Raw genomic sequence first — 13,798 nt, 5'->3', positions numbered from 1 at the left:
GCCTGACGACGGCACCCGCGCCGCGCGTCCCCGACCGGGGACGCGCGGCGCAGACGATCGCGGAGCCCGCATGCGGCGGGACCGGCGACCGGCACCCGCACGCTCCCCCGCCTCCCCGCCGCGCGACCGGCGCGTCGTCACGCGTACCGTGGACCGGACCCGTCGAACGACGCACCCGATCCAGCCCCCGGGAGGTCCGACCGTGCACTCCATCATGCGCATCCTGCGCTCCACCGGCGCCCTGTGGCCGCTCTACGCCGGCATCGTCGTCTGCTCCGTCCTGGTGGCGGCGGCGACGCTGGTGGGCCCGTTCCTCATCCGCGACGCCACCGACGCCATCGTCGCCGCCCTGTCCGGCGGCGCCCCGGGCAAGGCGGAGATCCGCCGCGTCGCCGGCGTCGTCGCGGCGCTGGCCGGCGGGCTGCTGCTCGCCGGCCTGACGCAGACGCTGGTGCGCAACATCGGCGGCTACTGGGGCGACGTGATGGCGGCGCGGATGCGGGAGATCCTGTCGACGCGCTACTTCGCCAAGCTCCTGTCGCTGCCGCAGCGCTACTTCGACGGCCAGGTGACGGGCACGATCATCGCCCGGCTGGACCGCTCCATCACCAACGTCACGCAGTTCATGCAGTCGGCGGCGAACACGTTCGCGCCGATGCTGGTGACGGTGGCGGCGGTGCTGGGCATCACGGCGTACCACTGGTGGCCGCTGGCGGTGCTGCTGGCGCTGGTGTTCCCGACGTACATCTGGCTGACGGCGCTGACGTCGAAGCGGTGGCTGGTGTTCGAGAAGGAGAAGAACGCGGAGGTCGACCTCGCGGGCGGCCGCTTCGCGGAGGTCGTCGGCCAGGTCAAGGCGGTGCGCAGCTACGTCGGCGAGGTCCGCGAGGTCGCGGGCTTCGGCCGCCGCTACGACCGGACGGTGGGCCTGACGCGGCGGCAGTCGCGCTGGTGGCACCTCATGGACTCGCTGCGCGGCGGGCTGCTGAACCTCATCTTCTTCGGCATCTACCTGCTGCTGTTCCTGCGGACGCTGCACGGGGAGTTCAGCATCGGCACGATGGTGATGCTCATCCAGCTGGTCGGCATGGTCCGCAACCCGGCGGAGATGATGAGCTACGTCATCGACACCGCCCAGCGCGCCGTCGCGGGCTCCCGCGACTACTTCGAGGTCATGGAGATGGACTCCGAGCCGGCGGCGCCGCGGGAGCTGGCGGCCGCCGCCGGGGCGTCGTCCGGGTTCGCGGAGCTCGGCCGGGACCGCCGCCGCGCGGAGCCGCTGCCGGTGCCGGCGGAGGGCCCGGCGATCGAGTTCAACGACGTGTCGTTCGCCTACGACGGCGACGACGAGGTCATCCACGACGTCAGCTTCTCCGCCCGCCCGGGCGAGAAGGTGGCGCTGGTCGGCGAGTCCGGCGGCGGCAAGTCGACGCTGGTGAACCTGCTGCTGGGGTTCTACGCCCCGACGGGCGGGACGCTGCGGGTGTGCGGCGAGGACGTGGCGGAGACGCCGATGGAGCGGCTGCGCGCGTCGTCGGCGGTGGTGTTCCAGGACGCGTCGCTGTTCTCCGGGACGATCCGGGAGAACATCGCGTACGGCCGCCCCGGCGCGACCGACGGGGAGGTGGAGGACGCCGCCCGCCGCGCCAACGCCGACGGGTTCATCCGCCGCTTCCCCGACGGCTACGACACGGTCATCGGCGAGCGCGGCCTGCGCCTGTCGGGCGGCCAGCGCCAGCGCGTGGCCATCGCCCGGGCGATCCTCAAGGACGCGCCGGTGCTCATCCTCGACGAGGCGACGTCGGCGCTGGACACGAAGGCCGAGCGCGAGGTGCAGCGGGGTCTGGAGGAGCTGATGGCGGGGCGCACGACCATCGTCATCGCCCACCGCCTGTCGACGATTTCGGGCGTCGACGCCATCGTCACCCTCGCCGACGGCCGGGTCGACGAGGTCGGCTCGCCCGCCGAGCTCGCGACCTCGGGCGGCATCTATGCGGAGCTGCTGCGGCTCACCGCCTCCGCGTCCGCGGAGGATCGCCGCAGGCTGAGGGAGTTCGGCGTCACCGCGTGACGGGTGCCCGCGCGGGTGCGGCGGGTGCGGCGGTTGCGCATCGCGTGCTTTGCGACGGCACCCGTCCCCTGCGCAGGCGGTGACGTACGCCGCTTGCCGACGGCACCCTCTCCGGCGCCGCGGGCGCGATGCGCGCGGCGGGGGCTACGCGGCGGCGGCCGCGGCGGGCCGCGCGTAGCTGACCAGCTCGTCGTCGGCGATGGCGGGCCGGGCGGGCCCCTCGTAGTCGAAGAGGGGCAGGTAGTCGGCGAAGGTGAAGGGATCGACGACGGGGGCGGCGAAGGTCGTGGTCATGATGTCCGAAGTCCTCTGGATGGTCGGCCGTGCGGGGATGCGGGGGTTGCGCGTCAGCGGCGACAGGACATTCGGCACGGGAGGGCGGCCGGCATCATGGCGAAGGCGGCGTCATGCGTCGCGGTCATCGTCGGCTCCTCTCCGTTGCTCATGACCCGACCTTAGCGCGGACAGACAGACCTGTACAGACCGACCGGTCCGTTTTTTCGTGCGGGGGCACCCGCGCGCCGGACCCGGGCACGACGGAACCGCGGCGCGGGAGCATCCGCGCCGCGGTCCGGGGGGCCGGGCTACGCGCCCGGGACGAGGTAGCCGCCGGCGCCCGGCACGGCCTCGACGACCACCGGCATCGGCATCATGAAGTCGCCGTCGGCGTACGCGTTCATCGTCCGGTCGCCGAGGAACTCCACGACCGCCCGGCGCGTGCGGTGCACCGACACCTCCTTCTCGCCGACGTGGCCGCCGCTGAACACCTTGCGGAACACCAGCGCCGCCTTCACGCGCCCGGCCTTGCCGATGACGGTGATGTCCAGCAGGCCGTCCGTCGAATCCGCCGTCGGGCAGATGACCATGCCGCCGCCGTAGGACGTGGTGTTGCCGAACGCGGCGAGCGTCATCCGCTCGTCCAGCACCGTCCCGTCGTCCAGCGTGATGCGGAACGGCAGCGCGTGGAAGTTGAGGAACTCCACCACGATGGCCAGGTTGTAGCGGTTGCGGCCGTGGGGCCACTTCATGACGTTGACGCGGTCCGACACCAGCGAGTCGAAGCCGGAGCACATGATGGTGCCGAACCAGAGGGCGTCGCCCTCCGGCCCGTCCTTCGGCGTGATGCGGCCGAGGTCCGTGACCATGACGTTACCGTCGGCGATGACGTCGGCCGCGGCCGCCGCGTCGTCGCGGGGCAGGCCGTAGTGGCGGGCGTGGTCGTTGCCCGTGCCCGCCGGGATGATGCCCAGCGGCACGCCCGACTCCGCCTGCTCCTGCAGGGCGAGGTTGATCATGCCGTCGCCGCCGGCGACCGCCAGGGCGTCGATGCCCCCGTCGTCCAGCGCCCGGCGGATGAGCCGGCGGGCGTCCTCCGGCGACGATCCCTGCAGCTCGACGACGTCCACGCCGCGGTCCGCGAACCGGCGGGACGCCTCCCGCGCCGCGTCGAGGGCCACCCCGTGGCCCGCCTTCGGGTTGACGACCAGGGCGATGGTCCGGACGTCGATGCGCGACCGCGCGCCGCCCTGTCCTGCTGCGCCGTCCACGGGCGCTCCTTTCCGTCGTGGGGCGGCCCGTAACCGCCCGTCCACCAGGGTAAACGGCGGGCAGGTGAACGTGTGGAAAACAGCCCCGCTGGACTACCCTGGGGAGCATCGAGGACGTCCATCCGAGACGTCCCCCGGCTGCAACGAGGAGACACGGTGACCACCGAATCCACACCCTCCCCGGTCGGGCGCCACATCGGCGACTCGGCCCTCACACGCGCCCGGCGCGACCGCGATCTGCGGGAGCTGCGGGAGATCTCCGACGGCGGCGGAACCGTCGACCTCATCGTCATCGGAGCCGGGGTCACCGGCGCGGGCATCGCCCTCGACGCCGCCTCGCGCGGCCTCGACGTCGTCCTGGCGGAGGCCCACGACCTCGCCTTCGGCACCAGCCGCTGGTCGTCGAAGCTCGCCCACGGCGGCCTGCGCTACCTCGCCTCCGGCCGCGTCGGCATCGCCCACCGCTCCGCCCGCGAGCGCGGCATCATGCTCGAGCGCACCGCCCCGCACCTGGTGCACCGCCTCGCCCAGGTCGTGCCGCTGTTCCGCGACACGCCCCTGACCGGCAAGGTCCTGCCCCGCCTCGGCTTCATCGCCGGCGACGCCCTCCGCGTCGCCGCCGGCACGAAGACCTCGACGCTGCCCTTCTCCTCCACCGTCGGCCCGGAGAAGGTCGCGGCGCTGTCCCCGACCGTGCGCCGCGAGGGCCTGCTCGGCGGCCACGTCAACCACGACGGCCAGCTCGTCGACGACGCCCGCCTGGTCACCGCGCTCGCCCGCACCGCGGCGAAGCACGGCGCCCGCGTGCTCACCCACGCCCCCGTCACCGCCGCCGACGGCACCTCCGCGACCATCCGCGACGGCCTCGGCGACGCCGGGGAGCTGCGCCTGCGCGCCCGCGCCGTCGTCAACGCCACCGGCGTGTGGGCCGGGTCCCTCGACCCGGGCATCCGCGTCCGGCCCTCCCGCGGCACGCACATCGTCGTCGACGCGGAGACGCTGGGGAACCCCGAGGGCTCCCTCACCGTCGCCGTGCCCGGCCACGTCAACCGCTTCTGCTTCGTGCTGCCCGCCCCGCACGGCCGCTGCTACATCGGCCTGACCGACGAGGACGCCCCCGGCCCCGTGCCCGACGTCCCCGAGGTGCCGGAGGAGGACGTCGAGTTCCTGCTCGACGTCGTCAACCGCGCCCTGGGCCGGAAGCTCACCCGCGACGACGTCATCGGCGCGTTCGCCGGCCTGCGCCCGCTCATCGACTCCGGCGACGGCTCCACCGCCGACCTGTCCCGCGAGCACGCCGTCATCACCGCCGACGACGGGCTCATCAGCATCGTCGGCGGCAAGCTCACCGAGTACCGGCTCATGGCCGAGCAGGCCGTCGACGCGGCGCTCGACGCCATGGGCGGCGACAAGCCGGCCTGCCGCACCCGCGACCTGCCGCTCGTCGGCGCCCCCGGCACCGCCGAGGGCCACGGCCTGCCGGAGCAGCTCGCCGCCCGCCACGGCGCCGAGGCCCCCGACGTCGTCGCCGAATGCCCTCTGGAGCGCCCCCTCGAGCCGGTCTTCCCCGGCTCCGACGTGCTGCGCTGCGAGTTCGCGTGGGCCGTGACCCACGAGGGCGCCTGCACGACCGCCGACATCCTCGAGCGCCGCACCCGCCTGGCGCTCGTCCCCGCCGACGCCGAGGCCGCCGCCGACGCGGCCGCCGAGGCCCTCGCCCTCACCGACCAGGAGGAGAACCGATGACCGGAACCACCGCACCCCGACACCGCATGCGCTGGTGGGGCTGGGGCGTCGACGGGCACGACAAGCCCCTCACCGACTCCGCCGCCCAGCTGCTGCGCGACGAGATCGGCATGCGCGACGAGAACCACCCGCCGATGGACATCGCCGACGTCGAGCTGCCCGCCTCCCGGCTGGGCGATGACGACCTGGCGGCCCTGCGCGGCGCCGCCGCCGTCGCCGACGACCACGACACCCGCGTCCGCCACTCCCTCGGCCGCTCCTACCCCGACCTCGCGCGCCTGCGGGCCGGGCGCATCGACGTCGCCCCCGACGCCGTCGTCACGCCCGCCGACGAGGACGAGCTGGCCGCCGTGCTGCGCGTCTGCACCGACCGCGGCATCGCCGTCGTCCCCTTCGGCGGCGGCACCAGCGTCGTCGGCGGCGTCGAGGCCGTCGACGGCGGGCACGGCAAGGCGATCGCCCTGTCGATGACCCGCTTCGACCGCATCCTCGACGTCGACCGCGTCGCCGGCACCGTCACCGTCGAATCCGGCGTCTACGGCCCCGACCTGGAGGAGCACCTCGCCCCCACCGGCCTGACCGTCGGCCACTTCCCGCAGTCCTTCGAGTTCTCCACCGTCGGCGGCTGGCTCGCGTGCCGCTCCGCCGGCCAGGAGTCCTCCGGCTACGGGCGCATCGACCGCAACGTCATCGGCCTCCGCGTCGTCACCCCCGCCGGCGCCATGGAGTTCCGCGACATCCCGTCGTCCGCCGCCGGCCCCGACCCCCGCCAGCTGTTCCTCGGCTCCGAGGGCACCCTGGGCGTCATCGTCCACGCCACCCTGCAGCTGCACCGGGCTCCGAAGGAGATGCTGTTCGACACCTACTTCTTCCGCTCCTTCGAGGAGGGCGCAGCCGTCTTCCGGGAGCTGGAGCAGTCCGGCGCCATCCCGCACCTCGCCCGCCTGTCGGACGAGAAGGAGACCCGCTACGGCATCGAGCAGCTGTCCGGCTCCATCGGCGGCAAGCTCACCGGCTACCTCCGCGCCCGCGGCTACGAGACCCCCTGCATGGCCATCTTCGGCTTCGGCCAGGAGTCCCCCGCCGCCGCGCGCGTCGCCCGCGAGCGCCTCGCCGCCGCCATGCTGCGGCGCAAGTGCACCCGCCTCGGCGCCATCCCCGGGATGATGTGGGTCAAGGCCCGCTTCACCTCCCCGTACCTGCGCGACGTGATGATGACGCGCGGCGTCGGCGTCGACACGCTCGAGACCGCCACCACCTGGGAGAACGCGGTGGAGCTGCGCCGCGCCATCGTGGAGGGCATGGAGGCCGCGGCCGAGGCCCACGGCAGCCCCGCCTACGTCTTCTGCCACATTTCCCACATGTACGAGTCCGGCTGCTCCCTGTACTTCACGTACTTCTTCCGGGAGGAGCGCGGCGACATCATGTCCCAGTGGATGGACATCAAGGGCGCGGCGTCCGACGCCATCCTCGCCCACGGCGGCACCATCACCCACCACCACGGCGTCGGCCAGGACCACGCCCCGTGGAACCGGGAGGAGAACACCGAGCTGTTCGGCCGCGTCCTCGCGGCGGTGAAGAAGGAGCTCGACCCCGCCGGCGTGCTCAACCCCGGCAAGCTGTTCGACGGCCCCGCCGACCTGCGCGACCGCTACCGCGGGGACGCCCTCTAGGCCCCTCGCGACGTCACGGCCCGGACGCGGTTTTCCGCGCCCGGGCCGTGTACCGTTCGGTCCATGACCGATTCCGCGACGACCGCACCGACCTTCCCGTCCCTCGACGAGCTCCGCGCCCGCGGCACCCTCAAGTGGACCGCCTACGACGCCGACGTGCTGCCCATGTGGGTCGCCGAGTCCGATGCGGCCACCTGCCCCGCCGTCGCCCACGCCGTCCGCGCCGCCGCGGACCGCGAGTTCTTCGGCTACCCGCCGCGCGACCACTCCGGCCTGGGCGAGGCGACCGCGGACTGGTGCCGCCGCCGCTACGGCTGGGAGGTCGATCCGGCCCGCGTCCACGCCGCCGCCGACGTCGTCCGCGGCGTCGTGCTCGCCGTGCGCCACCTGACGGAGCCCGGCTCCCCCGTGATCGTCCCGACCCCGGCCTACATGCCGTTCTTCGAGGTCGGCCCCGTCGCCGAGCGCGAGACCGTCTTCGTGCCGACGCTCGACCGCGGCCCCGACCCGGAGGCCGTCGACCGCGCCTTCGCCGCCGGCGCCGGCGCCCTCATCCTGGCCAACCCCAACAACCCGCTGGGCTTCACCTACGACGAGGAGACGCTGCGGGAGCTCGCCGACATCGCCGACCGGCACGGCGCGCGCATCATCTCCGACGAGATCCACGCCCCCATCGTGCTGGAGGGCCGCCACGTGCCGACCGCCTCCGTCTCCGAGGCCGCCGAGCGCGTCACCGTCACCGTCACCGCCACGTCGAAGGGCTGGAACACCGCCGGCCTGAAGTGCGCCCAGATCATCCTCAACGAGGAGGACGACCGCCGCTGGGCGCAGGTGCCGCACGTGGCGAAGGAGGGCGTCGCCACGCTCGGCCAGATCGCCGCCGTCGCCGCCTACCGCGACGGCGAGGCCTGGCTGGACGGCTTCCTCGACGTGCTGCGCGCCAACCGCGACGAGATCGCCCGCCGCCTGCCCGAGGTGCTGCCCGGCGCCCGCTTCACCCCCGCCGACGCCTCCTACCTGGCGTGGATCGACCTCACCGGCGTCGAGCCGATCATGGCCGACGTCGAGGCCGGCCGCGCCTCCTCCGCCCAGCAGTGGCTGCTGAAGAACGCCCGGGTCGCCGTGAACCCGGGCGAGGCGTTCGGCGACGGCGGCGAGGGCCACGTCCGGCTCAACTACGCGACGTCGCCGGAGATCCTCGCCGAGGGCCTCGACCGCATCGCCGCCGCGGTGGCGAAGGCGGGCTGACACCGGCGCCTGCGCACCGCGCCGCAGACGCCGACACGGCCGGGGCCGCGCCCATCCTGAATGGATGGCGCGGCCCCGGCCGTCGTCACGCGCGGACGGCGATCAGCCGACCACGGTGACGGACCCGTCGGCGTTGACGGTGACCTGCGCGGCGAGCGCGCGCGCCAGGTCCAGGCGCTGGTGCGACGGGCCGTCCGGGCGGTCCAGCGGGTAGCCGGAGTCGATGGCGGTCGCGGCGAGGACCTGCTTGCGCTGCTCGTCGTTCAGCTGCGGGAAGCGGGTCTCCAGCAGGCCGGCGATGCGGTCCGGGACGACGACCGGCGCGCCGGCCTCGCCGATGCGCGGGAAGCCGTACGTCATGCGCGGCGCCGCCTCGGCGACCGCGTCGGCGGAGGACTGGACGCCCGCGTCGCGCGCCATGCACTCCGCGATGGTCGCGCCGCAGCGCCACTCCAGCTCCGCGTGGAGCTCCTGCGCCGCCGCCTCGATGAGCGGGCGGAACTCCGGGTCCGCCCAGCGGTCGGCCGCCGCGGCGGTGCCGGACATGCGGCCGCCCATGACGTCGAGCGGGTAGTGCACGCCCATGACCAGGCGGCTGTAGCCGACCTCGGAGGCGCGGGCCTGGATCTGCGGCGCCGCCTCCGGGACCATCAGGCCCAGCAGGCCGGCGGTCCAGTAGGCCTTGTTGGTGTGGCCCGACGGGTAGGACGGGGTGGTCGAGTACGGGTCGTCGTCGCCCTCCGCGTCGCGGTAGTAGCGGTTGACGCGGTCGGGGGCGACGACGAACGGGCGGTCGTAGCCGTAGTAGTACTTCTCCACGAACGTCGACGACGCGATGCCGCCCCCGCGGGCCAGGGTGCCGGACAGCAGCTGGGAGGTCTTCGGCAGTCGGCCCTCCTCCACGGCCGTCGTGAAGTGCGCGTGCAGCTCCGGGCCGAGGGCCTCGGCGAGGTTGATCATCAGGTCGTCGTGGTCGTCGCTCAGCGCCGCCAGCTGCGCCTCGCGGTCGTCGGCCACCGAGTTGTTGATTTCGATGGTCTTCTCGAGGTTCTGGTCCAGGATCTCCGGGTGGTTGCGCCGCAGATCGGTGAACGGGTCGACGACGGAGAAGTAGAACATGCCGTCGGCGGAGTTGTCCGAGCGGTACGGCCGCGCGATGGCCTCCGGCCCGAACGGCGCCGGCACCGGCGCGCCCTCCGGCTGGTTCGTCGGCGGGGCCGGCAGCACCGGGGGCAGGCCCGGGTTCTCGGAGCTGCCGCCCGGCAGGTTCGGCAGGTCCTCCCCGCCCGGGATGTCGTCGGAGCCCGGCAGGTTGTCGGTGATGTCGTCCGGCGACGGCGCCTCGTCCGAGGACGGCAGGCGGTCGGAGCCCGGCAGCGCCGGGACGCCCGGGATGGACGGGACGGCGGAGACGGCCGGGGCGGCGGCCAGCGGCAGGCCGGCGGCGATGGCGATGGCGGCGGCGGTGCGGCCGGCGCGGCGGAGGCGGGACGAGGGGGACACTTCGCTCCTTCGGGGAGGTGCCGGCGCGCTGGGTGGGCGGCGACGGGCAGGAGGGTTGACGGGCGCACCGTAGACGGGCGCGGTGACCGCATGATTATTCCCCATTGAACGCATGGGGGCACGCAGGTTGCCGGAAGATGAATTCCCCTGCGGCAGGTGCTTTACGACGGCACCCGCCCCGCGTGGTCGCCTCCGCGTCCGCCCCGTCCGCCGCGGCTCGCCCACGGGCCGGGGCGCGGCCGGCAGGACCCCCTCCCCACCCTTGCCGCACATGAAACCCGTTTCCATTGTTTTCGCAGGTGACAGGGGATTTTCCGCGGCCTATGGTGGGGCCATGGCACACGATGGACGGGAGCACGGGCACGACGCCGCGCACGGCCACGACGCACACGGGCATGCGCACGGCGCCGCGCACGACCACGGCGCGCACGGCCACGCCCACGCGCACGGCCACGCCCACGCGCACGGCGGCCTCGTCCACTCCCACGTCGGCGAGGGCGCGGGCGCCCGCCGCATCGGCGCGGTCATCGCGCTGACCGCCGTCGTCTTCCTCGCGGAGGTCATCGGCGCCGCCGTCACCGGGTCGCTCGCGCTTCTGGCCGACGCCGGCCACATGCTCACCGACGCCGCCGGCCTGCTGCTCGCGCTCGTCGCCGCGCTGGCGGGGCGGCGCCCGCCGACGGCCGACGCCTCCTACGGCCACCGCCGCGCCGAGGTCCTCGCCGCCGCCGTCAACGCCGTCTCCGTCCTTGTCATCGCCGCGTTCATCGCCTGGGAGGCCGCGGGCCGCCTGCTGCCCGTCCCCGGCGGGCACGGCCACTCCCACGCCCACGTCGACGCCGGGACGATGATGTTCATCGCCGCCGTCGGCCTGGCCGCGAACCTCGTCGCCGCCATCGTGCTGCGCCCGGCCTCCGGCGGCTCCGTCAACGTCCGCGGCGCCTACCTCCACGTCCTCGCCGACGCGGCGGGCTCTGTGGCGGTGCTCGTCTCCGGCCTGGTGATCCTGCTGACCGGGTGGACCGCGGCCGACGCCATCGTCTCCGTCGGCATCGCCCTGCTTCTGGTCCCCCGCTCCTGGCGGCTGCTGCGCACCTGCCTGCGCATCCTCCTGGAGCGCGCCCCCGACGGCGCCGACCCGGACGCCATCCGCGCCACCCTCGCCGCCGCACCCGGCGTCGCGGACGTCCACGACCTGCACGTGTGGACCATCTCCGGCACCGAGACCCTGGTCACCGCCCACCTCGTCGCCGATCCCGCCGCCGACCCCGGCTGCGACGTCCTCGACGCCGCCCAGCGGGCGCTGGCGGGCGCCCACGGCATCACCCACGCCACCCTGCAGATCGAGGAGCCCGGCCACGCCGGGCACGAGGACGACGTGCACCCCTGACGCCCGCCCCGCGCGCCGGCCCGGCGACCACGTCCCCTCCCCCGTTCCCGGGGCGCGGTGCGCCCACGCCCCGCCGCCCCGTTGCTAGCCTTCCGGGCATGCGCATCACGCGAACCACCGCCACCGCCCGAACCGCGGCCGTCGCCGCCGCCGCGGCGCTCACCCTCGGCCTGGCCGCCTGCGCCGGCGACGACGACGCGGCCTCCGACGCCCCCGAGGCCACCGTCTCCGCCGGCGACTCCACCGACGGCGCGCCCGCCGACGGCGCCGCGCCGGCGCCGTCGGCCCCGGCGCAGGGGACGTCGTCAAGCACCGCACCCGCACCCGCCGCACCCGGGCACCCCGCGGCACCCGCCGCGGCCACCGACGAGGGCGCGGCGGCCGACGCCGGGCGCCTCGCCGAGGTCAGCCGCGCCGTGCTGGACCTGCCCGGCGTCTCCGAGCAGACGAAGTCCATCGCCGGCCGAGCCACCGGCATCGCCGAGCGCATCCAGGGCGTCCTCGGCCACGCCGACCCCGCCGCCGGCACCCTGCGCGACGAGGACCTCGCGCGCGTCACCGGCGGCGAGGGCGTCCACGCCGACCTCGACTACCTCAAGCTGCTGCATGCCGCGCTGCCGCCGCTGCTCGACCGCGTCGAGGCGTCGGGCGCCGAGGGCGCGCAGCCGATCGTCGACGAGGGCCGCGCGCTCATGCAGGAGGTCGACGGACGCCTCGGCGTCTGACGGGCCCCGCCCACGCCGACCGGCCCGCCCACGACGACGGGCCCCGGCACCGCCCCACGAGGGGACGGAGCCGGGGCCCGTCGTCGGTTCCGGGTGCGGCCTACTTGTAGTCGTAGAAGCCGGCGCCGGACTTGCGGCCGAAGCGGCCGGCCTCGACCATGCGCTTCAGCAGCGGCGGGGCGGCGTAGGTCGGCTCCGCGTACTCGTCGTACATCGCGTCGGCGATGAACTTGACGGTGTCCAGGCCGACCATGTCGGCCAGGGTCAGCGGGCCCATCGGGTGGGCGCAGCCGTTGACCATGCCCGCGTCGATGTCCTCCTTGGTGGCGACGCCGTCCTGCAGCATGCGGATGGCGCCCAGGATGTAGGGCACCAGCAGGGCGTTGACGATGAAGCCGGAGCGGTCCTTCGCCTTGATGACGGTCTTGCCCAGCGCCTCGGAGGCGTAGGCGTAGGCGCGCTCGGCCTGGACCTCGCCCGTCGTCAGCGTGACGACGTGCTCCACCAGCGGCAGCACCGGCACCGGGTTGAAGAAGTGCAGGCCCATGACCCGCTCCGGGCGCTTCGTGGCCGCGGCGATGGACTGGATCGGCAGCGAGGAGGTGTTGGAGGCCAGGATGGCGTCCGGGTCCTCGACGATCTCGTCGAGCTGGCCGAACACGGAGGCCTTGACCTCCGGGTTCTCCACGATCGCCTCGATGACCAGCTGGCGGTCCTTGAAGTCCGCGAACTCGGTGGTCCAGGAGATGCGCCCCAGGATCTCGTCGCGGGCGGAGGCCTCGAGCTTGCCGCGGGAGACGGCCTTCTCCAGGGACTTCTCGATGCGGCCGCGGCCGGCGTCGAGGAACTCCTGCTTCGCCTCCCAGACCAGCACGTCGCTGCCGGCCTTGGCGCAGACCTCGATGATGCCGGAGCCCATCTGGCCGGCGCCGACGACGCCGACGCGCGTGATTTCGTTGGCCATGTCGTTGTTCACTCCCGTTTCTCAGTTAGTTGTGCAACGTGTTCGCTTCCGCGAATGTACCCGCTGTCAGGGCAGCTGCGAGGCGATTTCGGCCATCCGGGCCTCCATGTCGCGGGCCACTCCCGCGATTGCCTCGTCCGCGGAGCCCTTCAGCGACGACCAGGACTGCTGCAGCCGGTGCAGGTGGGCGCGCAGCACCGCGTCGTAGGCGCCGGCGGCCTGCTCGCCGGAGGCGCCGAGGACGCCGGAGCGCTCCTGCTCGGGGATCGCCGACGACCCCTCGGGGACGTGGTCGCCGAGCTTGCGGATCTGCGCCTCGGCCGCGCCCTTCACCTGGCCGGCCAGGGACTTGACCGGGCCGGGCACCTGCGGGTCCTCCAGGACGTGCTGCGACAGCTCCAGCAGGACGCGGGCGTCGGCGACGAGGTGGCCGGCCTGCTGGGCCGACGCCTCGTCCGCGGCGGCCGCGGTGGCCTGCTCCGCCGACGTCTGCTGCGCGGGGTCCGCGGGGTCGTAGCCGCAGCCGGCGAGCGCCAGCGCGGCGGCCAGCGGCGCCGCGACGGCCGCGGCGCGGAGACGGCGGGCCATGTCCTAGTCCACCTCCAGCTCGCCCATGCGGTCCCAGCCGTCCTTGCCCTCGATCTGCTGGGAGATGATCCGCGGCGTGGCGGAGATGAGCGGGCGGAGGTCCTCCATCGCCTTCTCGAAGTGGTCGGAGGTGACGTGCGCCTCGGCGGCGTCGTCGTCGAACGCCTCCAGCAGCACCCACTCGTTCGGGTCGTCGACGGAGCGGGACCACTCGAAGAACCGGTTGCCGGCCTCCGCGCGGGTGGCGGCGGTGAACTCGGCGACGTGGTCCATCCACTGGTCGGCGTGCTCGGGCTTCGCGGGGAACTTCACGACGATGAAAATCATGCCGCCGATTGTAGGG

12 protein-coding genes are annotated in these 13,798 nt (G+C 74.2%); 6 read left to right on the top strand and 6 right to left on the bottom strand.

The genetic code is table 11. From position 1 onward, the window contains the following. Nucleotides 1-202 precede the first annotated feature (202 nt). Nucleotides 203-2,071, top strand: a complete 1,869-nt coding sequence (locus QQS41_RS08265; protein WP_448852233.1) for an ABC transporter ATP-binding protein — start codon at nt 203-205, stop codon at nt 2,069-2,071. Between the two features lie 144 nt (nt 2,072-2,215). Here the strand turns inward: QQS41_RS08265 and QQS41_RS08260 are convergent, their stop codons facing one another. Together QQS41_RS08260 and QQS41_RS08255 are read right to left on the bottom strand one after the other, a co-directional pair. Then, nucleotides 2,216-2,365: a hypothetical protein gene (locus QQS41_RS08260; protein ID WP_448852232.1), complete on the bottom strand. Its 150-nt coding sequence runs from the start codon at nt 2,363-2,365 to the stop codon at nt 2,216-2,218. Between the two features lie 290 nt (nt 2,366-2,655). Then, the gene (locus QQS41_RS08255) at nt 2,656-3,618 is read right to left on the bottom strand and encodes a diacylglycerol kinase (RefSeq protein ID WP_448852231.1); all 963 of its coding nucleotides are present in this window, start codon (nt 3,616-3,618) and stop codon (nt 2,656-2,658) included. A 156-nt stretch (nt 3,619-3,774) separates the two neighbouring features. Here QQS41_RS08255 and QQS41_RS08250 point away from each other — a divergent pair, with 156 nt between their 5' ends. The 3 genes from QQS41_RS08250 (at nt 3,775) to QQS41_RS08240 (ending at nt 8,285) form a co-directional block, all read left to right on the top strand. After that, a complete protein-coding gene (locus QQS41_RS08250) occupies nt 3,775-5,364 on the top strand; it encodes a glycerol-3-phosphate dehydrogenase/oxidase (RefSeq protein WP_448852230.1) in 1,590 nt (529 codons plus the stop codon). After that, nucleotides 5,361-7,037 carry an FAD-binding oxidoreductase gene (locus tag QQS41_RS08245; protein ID WP_448852229.1) on the top strand — a complete coding sequence of 559 codons (1,677 nt, stop codon included), beginning with the start codon at nt 5,361-5,363 and terminating at the stop codon, nt 7,035-7,037. The genes QQS41_RS08250 and QQS41_RS08245 overlap by 4 nt, the downstream gene beginning before the upstream one ends. A 63-nt stretch (nt 7,038-7,100) precedes the next feature. Beyond that, the gene (locus tag QQS41_RS08240) at nt 7,101-8,285 is read left to right on the top strand and encodes a MalY/PatB family protein (protein ID WP_448852228.1); all 1,185 of its coding nucleotides are present in this window, start codon (nt 7,101-7,103) and stop codon (nt 8,283-8,285) included. Nucleotides 8,286-8,387: 102 nt separating this feature from the next. Here the strand turns inward: QQS41_RS08240 and QQS41_RS08235 are convergent, their stop codons facing one another. Then, nucleotides 8,388-9,788: an acid phosphatase gene (locus tag QQS41_RS08235; RefSeq protein WP_448852227.1), complete on the bottom strand. Its 1,401-nt coding sequence runs from the start codon at nt 9,786-9,788 to the stop codon at nt 8,388-8,390. 334 nt (nt 9,789-10,122) lie between these two features. Between QQS41_RS08235 and QQS41_RS08230 the strand changes: the two genes are divergently transcribed. Next, complete coding sequence (locus QQS41_RS08230; RefSeq protein WP_448852226.1) at nt 10,123-11,178, top strand: cation diffusion facilitator family transporter; 1,056 nt, start codon at nt 10,123-10,125, stop codon at nt 11,176-11,178. Between the two features lie 98 nt (nt 11,179-11,276). Beyond that, on the top strand, nt 11,277-11,903 hold the full coding sequence (locus QQS41_RS08225) for a hypothetical protein (protein ID WP_448852225.1): 627 nt from the start codon (nt 11,277-11,279) through the stop codon (nt 11,901-11,903). A 100-nt stretch (nt 11,904-12,003) separates the two neighbouring features. On the opposite strand, the gene QQS41_RS08220 is transcribed toward QQS41_RS08225, so the two are convergent. The 3 genes from QQS41_RS08220 to QQS41_RS08210 form a co-directional block, all read right to left on the bottom strand. Next, nucleotides 12,004-12,867 (bottom strand): 3-hydroxybutyryl-CoA dehydrogenase, encoded by an 864-nt coding sequence (locus QQS41_RS08220; RefSeq protein ID WP_448852224.1) that lies wholly within the window; start codon nt 12,865-12,867, stop codon nt 12,004-12,006. A 66-nt stretch (nt 12,868-12,933) separates the two neighbouring features. Then, on the bottom strand, nt 12,934-13,455 hold the full coding sequence (locus QQS41_RS08215) for a hypothetical protein (RefSeq protein ID WP_448852223.1): 522 nt from the start codon (nt 13,453-13,455) through the stop codon (nt 12,934-12,936). Between the two features lie 3 nt (nt 13,456-13,458). Beyond that, a complete protein-coding gene (locus QQS41_RS08210; RefSeq protein WP_448852222.1) occupies nt 13,459-13,782 on the bottom strand; it encodes a putative quinol monooxygenase in 324 nt (107 codons plus the stop codon). Nucleotides 13,783-13,798 lie beyond the last annotated feature (16 nt).

The sequence above is a fragment of the Corynebacterium sp. 335C genome (assembly GCF_053525695.1).
Note: the sequence above shows the minus strand (reverse complement) of the source record. Positions and strands in the feature narration are given on the sequence as shown.

Excerpts from the sequence above, each read along its gene's own strand:
- QQS41_RS08260 (WP_448852232.1), bottom strand. The coding sequence starts at position 2,365 with ATGACCACGACCTTCGCCGCCCCCGTCGTCGATCCCTTCACCTTCGCC.
- QQS41_RS08230 (WP_448852226.1), top strand. The coding sequence starts at position 10,123 with ATGGCACACGATGGACGGGAGCACGGGCACGACGCCGCGCACGGCCAC.
- QQS41_RS08210 (WP_448852222.1), bottom strand. The coding sequence starts at position 13,782 with ATGATTTTCATCGTCGTGAAGTTCCCCGCGAAGCCCGAGCACGCCGAC.
- QQS41_RS08225 (WP_448852225.1), top strand. The coding sequence starts at position 11,277 with ATGCGCATCACGCGAACCACCGCCACCGCCCGAACCGCGGCCGTCGCC.
- QQS41_RS08220 (WP_448852224.1), bottom strand. The coding sequence starts at position 12,867 with ATGGCCAACGAAATCACGCGCGTCGGCGTCGTCGGCGCCGGCCAGATG.
- QQS41_RS08240 (WP_448852228.1), top strand. The coding sequence starts at position 7,101 with ATGACCGATTCCGCGACGACCGCACCGACCTTCCCGTCCCTCGACGAG.
- QQS41_RS08245 (WP_448852229.1), top strand. The coding sequence starts at position 5,361 with ATGACCGGAACCACCGCACCCCGACACCGCATGCGCTGGTGGGGCTGG.
- QQS41_RS08215 (WP_448852223.1), bottom strand. The coding sequence starts at position 13,455 with ATGGCCCGCCGTCTCCGCGCCGCGGCCGTCGCGGCGCCGCTGGCCGCC.